Annotated in this window: 11 protein-coding genes; 7 read left to right on the forward strand and 4 right to left on the reverse strand. The window is 69.6% G+C overall.

Annotated elements, in window-relative coordinates:
* From AC08OO_RS17210 to AC08OO_RS17230, 5 genes are all read left to right on the forward strand, one after another.
* On the forward strand, window positions 1-1,004 hold a 1,004-nt coding region (locus AC08OO_RS17210; protein WP_476618761.1), incomplete at its 5' end, for an aromatase/cyclase.
* Between the two features lie 67 nt (window positions 1,005-1,071).
* Window positions 1,072-2,205, forward strand: coding sequence for an acyl-CoA dehydrogenase family protein (locus tag AC08OO_RS17215; RefSeq protein ID WP_011438505.1), 1,134 nt, complete (start codon window positions 1,072-1,074; stop codon window positions 2,203-2,205).
* Window positions 2,206-2,249: 44 nt separating this feature from the next.
* Window positions 2,250-2,702, forward strand: coding sequence for a nuclear transport factor 2 family protein (locus tag AC08OO_RS17220; RefSeq protein WP_011438504.1), 453 nt, complete (start codon window positions 2,250-2,252; stop codon window positions 2,700-2,702).
* 49 nt (window positions 2,703-2,751) lie between these two features.
* Entirely contained in the window at window positions 2,752-3,816 is a 1,065-nt protein-coding gene (locus AC08OO_RS17225) for an LLM class flavin-dependent oxidoreductase (RefSeq protein ID WP_011438503.1), read from the forward strand.
* A gap of 88 nt (window positions 3,817-3,904) precedes the next feature.
* Window positions 3,905-4,876 carry a 3-hydroxyacyl-CoA dehydrogenase NAD-binding domain-containing protein gene (locus tag AC08OO_RS17230; protein WP_011438502.1) on the forward strand — a complete coding sequence of 324 codons (972 nt, stop codon included), beginning with the start codon at window positions 3,905-3,907 and terminating at the stop codon, window positions 4,874-4,876.
* Between the two features lie 109 nt (window positions 4,877-4,985).
* Here AC08OO_RS17230 and AC08OO_RS17235 read toward each other — a convergent pair whose 3' ends face one another.
* From AC08OO_RS17235 to AC08OO_RS17250, 4 genes are all read right to left on the reverse strand, one after another.
* Window positions 4,986-5,897 carry an SDR family oxidoreductase gene (locus AC08OO_RS17235; protein WP_011438501.1) on the reverse strand — a complete coding sequence of 304 codons (912 nt, stop codon included), beginning with the start codon at window positions 5,895-5,897 and terminating at the stop codon, window positions 4,986-4,988.
* A gap of 238 nt (window positions 5,898-6,135) precedes the next feature.
* A complete protein-coding gene (locus tag AC08OO_RS17240; RefSeq protein WP_011438500.1) occupies window positions 6,136-6,843 on the reverse strand; it encodes a TetR/AcrR family transcriptional regulator in 708 nt (235 codons plus the stop codon).
* Window positions 6,844-7,036: 193 nt separating this feature from the next.
* The gene (locus tag AC08OO_RS17245) at window positions 7,037-7,489 is read right to left on the reverse strand and encodes a nuclear transport factor 2 family protein (protein WP_051569490.1); all 453 of its coding nucleotides are present in this window, start codon (window positions 7,487-7,489) and stop codon (window positions 7,037-7,039) included.
* 48 nt (window positions 7,490-7,537) lie between these two features.
* Complete coding sequence (locus tag AC08OO_RS17250) at window positions 7,538-8,269, reverse strand: class I SAM-dependent DNA methyltransferase (RefSeq protein ID WP_011438498.1); 732 nt, start codon at window positions 8,267-8,269, stop codon at window positions 7,538-7,540.
* Between the two features lie 294 nt (window positions 8,270-8,563).
* On the opposite strand from AC08OO_RS17250, the gene AC08OO_RS17255 reads away from it, so the two are divergent.
* Together AC08OO_RS17255 and AC08OO_RS17260 are read left to right on the forward strand one after the other, a co-directional pair.
* On the forward strand, window positions 8,564-9,877 hold the full coding sequence (locus tag AC08OO_RS17255; RefSeq protein ID WP_476610691.1) for an NDP-hexose 2,3-dehydratase family protein: 1,314 nt from the start codon (window positions 8,564-8,566) through the stop codon (window positions 9,875-9,877).
* A partial coding sequence (locus AC08OO_RS17260) for a flavin reductase family protein (protein ID WP_476618762.1) occupies window positions 9,874-10,256 on the forward strand: 383 nt, incomplete at its 3' end. The genes AC08OO_RS17255 and AC08OO_RS17260, both read left to right, overlap by 4 nt.

A 10,256-nucleotide genomic window follows, 5' to 3' on the forward strand; every position in this document is an offset into this window, starting at 1 on the left:
GGGCCGGCTCGCCGGCCGGTTCCGGCGCGGCCCGGAGAGGGAGAGAAGTGGGACAGACAACGAACACCGCCGCTCGCGAGGTCGAGCACGAGGTGGAGATCGACGCCGAGGCCACGACGATCTACGGATTCATCGCGGACGTCACGCGGTGGCCGCTGATGTTCCCGCCCACCGTGCACGTCGAGCAGCGGGAGACGGGTCGGGGGACCGAGCGCATCCAGCTCTGGGCCCTCGCGAACGACGAGGTCAAGACGTGGACGTCACGGCGCTCGCTGGATCCGATCGGGCTGCGGGTGGAGTTCCGCCAGGAGGTGTCCGCGCCGCCGGTAGCGTCGATGGGCGGCGCCTGGATGATCGAGCCGCTGGCGTTGGACCGGTCACGGGTCCGTCTCCTGCACGACTACCGGGCCGTCAACGACGATCCGGCGGCCCTGGAGTGGATCGAGCAGGCGGTTGACCGCAACAGCCGGTCGGAGCTGGCGGCGCTGAAGCAGAACGCGGAGCTGGCCGCGGCCCGCTCCGATCTGCTCCTCGACATCGACGACACGGTGCAGATCAACGGGGCCGCCGCGGACGTCTACGACTTCCTCAACGAGGCGCAGCTGTGGGAGGGCCGCCTGCCGCATGTCGCGCGGGTCACGCTGACGGAGGACGTCGCCGGCATCCAGGTTCTGGAGATGGACACCCGCTCGAAGGACGGGTCGTCGCACACCACCAGATCGGTGCGGGTGTGCCTGCCCCACCGGAAGATCGTCTACAAGCAGACCGTGCTGCCGGCCCTCATGACGATGCACACGGGGCAGTGGCTCCTGGAGCCCGGCGCGGATGGCGTGCGGGCGACCTCACGGCACACGGTCGCGATCAACGAGGCGGGCATCGGCGCGGTCCTCGGAGGAGACGCGACGGTGTCGGACGCCCGGGACTTCGTGCGCACCGCGTTGAGCACCAACAGCTCGGCGACCCTCGCGCACGCGAAGGAGTACGCGGAGCGCGCACGACGCTGAGCGGGCCCGTCACGGCCGACCTCTCGCAGGCCCGCAGGTCGGGGTTCGACCCTTTAGGAGGTGCCTGATGGCAGGGGCATCGGCGGCTTTCCTGCGCGCCGGCGCCGTCGAAGCCGCATCGACGGCGGCACGCCACGCCGAGGAGGCGGACGAGCGCCGGGTTCTGCATCCGGACGTGGTGAAGTCGTTGGTCGCCGCCGGTTTCGCGCGGCATCTCGTGCCGACCCGGTGGGGCGGTTGCGACGGGGCGGTGCTGGAGCTCCTCGACGCGCTCGCGCTGGTCGGCGCCGGCTGCGCCGCGGCGGCGTGGTGCGCGGCGGTGACCGCCGGTGCCGCCCGCATGGGCGCCTACCTGCCCGAACAGGGCCAGGCCGAGCTGTGGTCCGACGGGCCGGACGCGTTCGTGGTGGGCGCGCTCCAGCCGGCCGGCACGGCCCGGCTCGACCACCGCGGCTGGCTGCTGCGCGGCGAGTGGGCCTTCACCAGCGGGGTGGACTTCGCCGACTGGGCCCTGGTCGCGGCGGACATCGGCGGCCAGGCGGAACCGCAGCCGTGGTTCTTCGCCGTGCCGCGCGCCGACTTCACCATCACGGACACCTGGTTCAGCACCGGCATGCGTGGCACGGGCAGCAACACGCTCGTCCTGGACGGCGTGTTCGTCCCCCCACACCGGGCATTCGACCGCGCGGAACTGATGCGCGGCCGACCGGTGGGGTCCGCCGCGGCCTGCCACCGGGTGCCGCACCGCGCGATCAGCGGTGTGCTGTTCGCCAGCCCGGCACTCGGCGCGGCGCGTGGTGCCCACCGCTCGTGGGCGCGGCGGATCACTGAGGGGGGCGGGTGGCCCGGCGGATCCCCGACGCGGCGGGCGGCGGCGCACCTGACTGCCGCCCGGGTCGCCGGGGAGATCGACATCGCCGAACTCCTGCTACGGCGCGCGGCGGCGGTGTGTGACAGCGGCCCGGTGCACCCGGCGGAGACGCTGCGCAACGCGCATGACTGCGCGCTGGCGGCGGATCGGCTGGTCGGGGCGGTGGAGACCCTGTTCCGCACGGCGGGGTCGCGCGGCCAGCTGATGAACAGCGCGCTCCAGCGGTTCTGGCGGGATGTCCACAGTCTCGCCAGCCACGTGGCGCTGCAGCTCGAACCGAGCGCCGGAGCATACGGGGAATTCCTGCTCGACGGTGGCCTGCCGGCCTGACCTGGCCACCGGTCCCGAACACCTTCGACCCGAGGGGGCTCTTCATGACCCAGCAGGCCTCGCCTACCGCCTCGTTCGCGCCGGCGGAGCTGTACACGCAGGTTCTTCAATTCTACGCCCACCAGATGGGCCTCCTCGACGAGCGGCAGGCGGACAGCTGGGCGGACACCTTCGCCGAGGACGCGGTCTTCCAGGAGGCCGCACGTATGGATCCGCTGCTCGGCCGGCCGGCCATCCGAGCCTCGGCACGTGCCAGCGTCGAGCGGGCCGCCGCGAGCGGTCTGCAGGTGCGGCACTGGATCGGCATGCTCCAGGTGCGTCCCGGCCCGAACGGAACCGTCGACACCCGCTGCTACGCGCTGGCGATGCGCACGCCCAAGGGCGGCGAGCTGGAGCTGTTCGCCAGTGTCGTCTGCGCGGACCATCTTGTTCCGACCCGCGGTGGCTGGATGGTGCGCCATCGCGACCTGACCCATGACGGATTCGCGCCAGCCTGAACCGAGCGGAGCGGCGACGAACGACGCGGCCAGGCGAGAGTGAGAGACCGTGAAGATCGGAATCGTCTTCTTTCCCACCGTCGGCCCGCGAGACAAAAGTGCCCAGGACTACTTTGACGAGGCCCTCCACCTGGTGGACCTCGCCGAGGATCTCGGCTTCGACCACGTCAAGATGGTGGAGCACTACTTCTTTCCGTACGGCGGTTACAGTCCCGACCCGGTGACCTTTCTCGCGGCGGCGGCGGGCCGCACCCGTCGGGTGCGGCTGGGAACCAGTGCGACGATCCCGGCATTCGTCCATCCGGTAAAGCTCGCCGGGAAGCTCGCGATGCTCGACAACATCTCCCACGGGCGCCTGGACGCCGCCTTCGGGCGGGCGTTCCTGCCAGACGAGTTCCGGGCCTTCGGTATCTCCCTCGACGAGAGCCGGTCCCGGTTCACCGAGGGCGTCGAGGCCGTGAAGTTGCTGTGGACCACCGAGAACGCCGAGTGGAACGGCGCGTTCCACCGCTTTGGACCGGTGACGCTGCTGCCCCGGCCCGTGCAGCAGCCGCACCCACCGGTCTTTGTCGCCTCGGCACGCAGCCTCGACTCCGTCGCCGCGGCGGCGAGGTCCGGGCACCATCTGCAGACCGTCCCCAACGCGATGTCGGTGGCGGAGCTCGGCGAGCGGATCGGGCTGTTCCGCTCCACCTGGTCGGCCGCCGGCCATCGTGCCGCACCACAGATCCAGCTTTCCTTCCCCTGCGTGGTGAGCGATTCACCGGACGAGGCGCGGCGGAAGGGGAGGCTCGACGAACAGCGGAACACCGCCGCGATCAGTGCGGCGGTTCGATCCTGGCAGTCGACGTCGAGCAGTGCCTATCCCGGCTACGAGAGCCTCGCGAACATCGGCGGTCGTGACGCCTTCGATGACAAGCTCGCCGACGACAAGCTTCTGGTCGGCTCACCGGACGAGGTGCTGGGCCAGCTTGAACGCGTCGCCGCGCGCTGCGGTGACGACATCGTCATCAGCCTGGGTGTCCATTCCGGACATCTGTCGGTGCGTGACGCCGACACGACAATGCGCCTGCTCGCCGAGCAGGTGTTCCCGAAGCTGCTGACATCCGGCTGACCACTGGTGCGAAGGCGGCGGGCCGACGACAGCCCTCCGGCCTGGCGCCGCTCTGGTGCCTGGGAGACAGCGCGACAAGGAGGAAGCCATGACCACGGACGTGGGCGCCGAGCGGGGCCGGGTCGCCGTGATCGGCGCCGGCTCGATCGGGCTTGGATGGATCACTCTGTTTCTGGCCCACGGGTATCGGGTGCGGGTCAACAGCACCCGCAGCAACATCGAGACGGTCATCCACGATGCGCTGCGGCTGTTCACCCCGGGGCTGCCCGGCGCATCGCGGGACCCCGCGGACCTCGCCGGACGGCTGGAGATCGAGCCGGACCTGGAGCGGGCGGTCGCGGACGTGGCGGTCGTCCAGGAGAACACACCCGAGAACCTGGAGATCAAGCAGGATCTGTTCGCCCGGCTGGAGAAACACGCCGCGGCCGGAACGCTGCTGCTGTCGTCGACCTCGACGATGCTGCCGGCCGACCTGGGCGCCCGCATGGACAACCCGAGCCACCTCATCGTCGGTCATCCGTTCAACCCACCACACGTGATACCGCTGGTGGAGGTGGTGGGAGACACAACCTCGGACCCGGACGCGGTCAGCGCGGCTGCCGAGTTCTATCGCTCGGTCGGGAAGACTCCGGTGGTCCTGCGCCGGCCGATCGCCGCCTTCGCCGCGAACCGGCTTCAGTCAGCCCTCCTGCAGGAAAGTATTCACCTCGTCCGCGAGGGGGTGGTGACGGTGGCCGAGCTCGACGACATCGTGACCGGCTCCCTCGGCCCACGCTGGGCGACGGTTGGTCCCTTCCAGTCGTTCCACCTCGGCGGCGGGCCGGGGGGCCTGCGGAACTGGCTGGGCACACTCGGCAGCGGCCTGCAGCAGGGCTGGGCGGCGCTGGGACGGCCGGTGCTGGACGAGGACACCCTGGATCTGGTGCTGGACCAGACGGACCAGGCATTCGGCGGGATCGCCTACGAGGAACTCGCCGCGCGTCGGGACCGGCTGCAGAAGGCGGTGCTGGCTGCGGTCGCCAGTGCCGATGACGCGCCACCGCCCCGGTCTGGCTCCTGAGCCGAGCGTCCGCGGCTCCCCGCGGCGCTTCCCCGGCCGCCGCGATGCCGCCCCGGCCGCGAGGAGCCGCCGGCACCGTGCCCGGGGCGGTCTCACCGCTCCGGGCCTGTCAGCTGGCGAAATCCGTCGTCCGCGCCAGCGCATCCCACCGCTCCCATTCCGCGAGCCGCTCGCGGTACACCTGCGGCGCGAGGTCGGCCGCGCTGTTGCCGAGCAGGATCCGCAGCGGTGGCTGCGCGGCGTCGACGACGGTCCGCAGCGCCTTGCCCAGCCTGTGGGGATCACCAGGCTGGACGTGCGCGTACACCCCGGACATGCCGTGCCGACGCCGGGCGAGCACGTCGTCGTACTCGGTCATCGGCGTCGCCCGCTCCATGCTGGAGGCGCTCCAGTCGGTCCGGAACTCGCCCGGCTCGACGATCGTCACACGGATGCCGAAATCGGCGACCTCGTGTGCCAGAGTCTCGCTCATGCCTTCGAGCGCCCACTTGCTGGCGTGGTACATGCCGATGTTAGGATAGGTCGCCACGCCGGCGATGCTGGACATCTGAAGAATGTGGCCGCCACCCTGCCTGCGCATAACAGGCAGCACCGCCTGAGTGCACCACAATGCACCGAAGAAGTTGACGTCCAGCTGTGCGCGGGCCTGCTTCTCGGTGACTTCCTCGACTGCACCCGAAAGCCCGTAGCCAGCGTTGTTCAGCAGTACGTCGATGCTTCCCGCAGCGGCGACCGCTCGGTCCACGACGTCGAACACCATTGACCGGTCGGTCACGTCCAGGGCGAACCGGAGAAGCTGGTCGGGATACCGTTCAGCCAGCTCCTTGAGCGTGTCACGGTCGCGGGCCGTCGCGACGACCCGGTCGCCCGCGGCCAGCAGAACCTCGCTGGTGGCGCGGCCCAGTCCCCGCGAAGCCCCGGTGACCAGCCAGGTGCGGCGGACGGGGCCCGGTGGTGCGGCATCGCCCCGGCCGAGCGCCGAAGCCGGCTGAGGGCTGTGACCAGATTCCGTGTCTGACATGATCGCTCCATTCCCGATGCGGTCATGGCGGCGCCGGGCAGCGGCAGTGACCGGCGGTATCGCGTTAGGCGGAGAATTCGCGGATCCGACCGGGACCGGATTCCCCCCGGACCGGAATGCTGACAGGCGGGGTTACAGCGCCGCCGGACGTCCGGCCGCGGACAGCCCAGGGTTCGCTGGGGATCCGATGAAAGCTCGGTCGAGCGCGGGCGGACGATGCGGAGAACGAGCTGGTGGGTCAGTCGAGAGCATCGTCACCGTCATCGCCGGACGCCGGCCGGCGTACCCAGCGCTCGTCGAAGAGCAGGCTGGTCGGCGGGCTACCGGGCAGCGATGCTCGGGCCGGACCGTTCTCGGCACGCAGCCCGTCCAGCGCGATCGCGATGATGCGGGCCCGGGCCTGGGCCGCCGCCGCGAACAGATCGTCACGGGCGAGCCCGCGGACCTGCTCCAGCAGGTGCGACCGGCCGAGCTGCTCGATCAGCAGCGAGACGTCGAAATGGGATACGTCGCCCCGTAGGACCCCGGCCTGACGGGCACGCTCCACCAGCGCACCGAGCAGCTCGTCGCCGAGGTCCGCCGCGGCCTGCATCTGCTCGGTCACCTCGATGGTGCCGGCGATCGGCGCGAGCGAGCCCTGGCCGAACTCGATACGGCCACGGACGAACTCCGCCAGCCCCGTCCAGGGGTCGTCGATGGCGAGGGCGCTCTCGGCGGCCGCGTTCCAGCTTTCGAGCGACAGCATCGACAGCCGTTGGAACAGCTCTTCCTTGGTGCGGTAACGCCGGTAGAGACTGCCGATCCCGACGCCGGCGCGGGCAGCGATCGCGGCGACCGACGCATGGGCTCCGTCAGCCGCCAGAACCTGGCGAGCCGCATCGAGCAGCGCCCTGTCGTTGCGCTCCGCCTCCGCATGCCGCGGGGCACGCGTCGGGCGCCCGGCCATGTCGGCATCCTATCCCTTGCGGAGTAATCCGCTCCGTTATAGGCTCCGACGGAGCGATTTGCTCCGTTTGAAAACCCGCCGGGAGCGCCCCCGGCACCTCGGGAAGGATGTGCGCACGGCCGCTCCGGGACGACGCCCACCGGAGGTGGACCCCGTCCGGCCGCCGACATCAGGCCAGGGCCGGCGGCGGACCTCACCGGGGTTCACTATCCGCCGCCAGATAGCGATGACAGACCCGCCAGCCGTCCACTCCGCGCACGAGGTGATCGAAGCAACGCACGTGGCCGCGCAATGCCAAGGGGCCGCCATACGGAGTGACGGTCGGAAAAGCGTAGCTGCGCGCGCGTACGCTGCCGTCCGGCTGCCACCGCACGTCGAGCATCCCGAGCCAGTGCCGGATATCGAGCGGACCGGCGGCATGGATACGCGCTACGCCATCCCGAAGCGAGCCAAGGATGGCCACATGCCCTATATCCGGCGCGTCCTGCAGGTTCGAGTCCAGGACGGCGTCGGCCGTGAACGTGCGCACCCAGCCGTCCGGGTCAGGGTCGGCGCCGTCCAGCAGGCTCATCTGCGCCGCGTAGAACTGCAGGATCTCGTGATAGATCTCGGCCGAAGGAACGGAGGTGAGGAGCTCCGAGGACACCGTCATCTTCTCGCCTTTCTATCAGTGCTATCGTCCGCGTCGAATCAGTCAGACCCTAATGCCGACGAACAGCCCGGGTCCACCGTCGACGGCGATGAGCTCCGCCTTGAGGTCCGCCTGGGCGAACGCCTCCTCGTACTGGCCCCGGGTGAACAGGGTCAGCAGGTCGATCTCCTTGATATGGCTGACACCGTCGGCGCCGGCCAGCAGGTAGTGCAGTTCCATGCGGGTCTGGTCACCCACGCGGGTCGAGTGGGAGACACGGGTTATCGCCCGGTTTCCCTCGGACACCGCGTGCGCCGCGACATAACCATCCAGAAACGTGTCCGGAAAATACCACGGCTCGATGACGACGGTGCCGTCCGGCGACAGGTGCGAGGCCATGCAGCGCAGCGCGGCCGCCAGGTCCTCGAAAGTGCGCAGATAGCCGATGGAGCTGAACATGCAGACGACCGCGTCGAAGGTCCGGCCAACCCACAGGCTACGCATGTCGGCCTGCAGCAGCGGCCGGCCGGGGAGCCGCCGGCCGGCGACCGAGAGCATCGGCTTCGACAGGTCGGTCCCCGCTACGTCGGCGAAGAGCGTCGCGAAGTGCTCCAGGTGGTTTCCGGTGCCGCAGGCCACATCGAGCAGGCTGCGTGCGTCGGGCGTGCGGGTCCGGACCAGCTCGGCGACCCGCCGGGCCTCCGCCGCGTAGTCCTTCCGGCTGCGGTAAAGGACGTCATACATCTCGACAGCTCGGTTGTCCTCGTACACGGCGACCCCATCCGCTGGATTCACAGGCGCCGGCCGCTCCTGGCGCGGCCCGCTCTGCCGTATTCTGCGAAACACCGCTGGAGGAACGCTTGACGTTTGATTGGGCAGCACGCCGGAACCACCGGGACGGCCCCGCGGCGGCATCACCCACCGCCGCGCACCGGCGCACGCAGCCACCCGACGCACCGGGTTTAGTGGTTCTTGAGCGGGTCTCCGCGGCTCTTCAAGCCGCTCCGGCCAGACTGGGCCTCGACTGACGAGCGCCCGACATGTGCCCTGCCATCCGTAGGCATCAAGTCGACGATGGGAGAAAGACCCGTGTTCCAGCAGCTGTCAGATTTCCACGAATGGTTCAAGCAGAGAGCTGAAGCGAACACCTACCAGATATCCGTCGTCGCGCTCGACCAGCTTGACGGATGGGGCTTCGACAGTGATTCAGGGAATCTCTCGCATCGTTCGGGGAAGTTCTTCTCGATCGAGGGGATAGAGGTCGCCACGGACCACCGCGAGGTGCCGACCTGGAGCCAGCCGATCATCCTGCAGCCAGAGATCGGCATACTCGGAATCCTGGTCAAGAGCTTCGCCGGGGTGCCGCACTGCCTGATGCAGGCGAAGATGGAGCCGGGCAACATCAACGGGCTGCAGATCTCACCCACCGTCCAGGCCACCCGCAGCAATTACACCCGGGTGCACGGCGGAAGCTCGGTGCCCTACCTGGAGCACTTCCTCGCGCCGCGGGCCGGACGGGTCGTCTTCGACTCCCTGCAGTCCGAGCAGGGCTCGTGGTTCCTCAACAAGCGAAACCGGAACATGATCGTCGCGGTGGACGACGATGTCGAGGTCCGTGACGACTTCTGCTGGCTGAGCGTACCCCAGCTGCGGGAGCTGGTGCACGCGGAGAACATCGTCAACATGGACTCCCGGACGGTGCTGTCCGGCATGTCATTCCTCACCGGCGACACCGGTGGGGGCGAGGCGTTGCACACCACCCACGAGCTGCTGAGCTGGTTCACGGAGGTCAAGGCGCGGTATCGGCTCGACCGTCAGGTCATCCGGCTGTCGGAGGTCAAGGACTGGATCCGGTCGAGTGATCGGATCTCCCACGAGCTGGAGCTGTTCTTCAACGTCATCGGCGTCAGCGTCCGCGCCAGCAACCGTGAGGTCATGAGCTGGTCGCAGCCGATGTTCCAGCCGACCTGCCAGGGCGTCATCGCCTTCGTGACCAGGTGGATCAAGGGCGTCCGGCACCTGCTGGTGCACGCCCGGACTGAGCCCGGAACGGGCGACGTCGTGGAGATGTCGCCCACCGTCAACTGCTCACCAGAAAACTACCGCGGCCTCGGTCGCGACCAGCAGCCGCCGTTCCTCGACTTCGTGCTCGCCGCGCCACCCGAGCGGATCCTCGTCGACGTGGTGCACTCGGAGGAGGGCGGACGCTTCTACCACGCCGAGAACCGGTACCAGCTCGTCGAGGCCGACGAGGACTTCCCGCTCGAGGTACCGCCGGACTTCGTCTGGATGACGGTGTCGCAGCTCACGAGCTTCGTGCCGTACGGCAACCATGTCAACGTCGGCGCGCGTTCCCTGCTGACCTGCATCACGCGGCGCCCGGACCTGGAGGAGGCGGCGTGACCGTCCCGGGTGGCGGCACAGGCATGCCAGCGCTCACCCGCACGGCGACAGGGACGGTGGCTCGGGGCGCCGGCCCCGACCCCGACCAGCTCCGGGAGGCGCTGGCCCATTTCCCCAGCGGAGTCGTCATCGTCACCACCCGGAGCGAAACCCGCACGCCGCACGGGTTCACCGCGAGCTCGTTCTGCGCGGTGTCCCTGGAGCCGCCGCTGGTGTCGGTGTGCCTGGCCCGGGCGGCACGCTGCCATCCGGCGTTCGGCGGCGGCGACCGGTTCACCGTCAACATGCTCCGGCCAGGGCACGTCGAACTGGCGAGGCGGTTCGCGCGCAGTACCGGCGACAAGTTCGAGGACGGATCGTTCCGGTGCACCCACCGATA

The sequence above is a fragment of the Frankia sp. CeCAU1 genome (assembly GCF_977971845.1).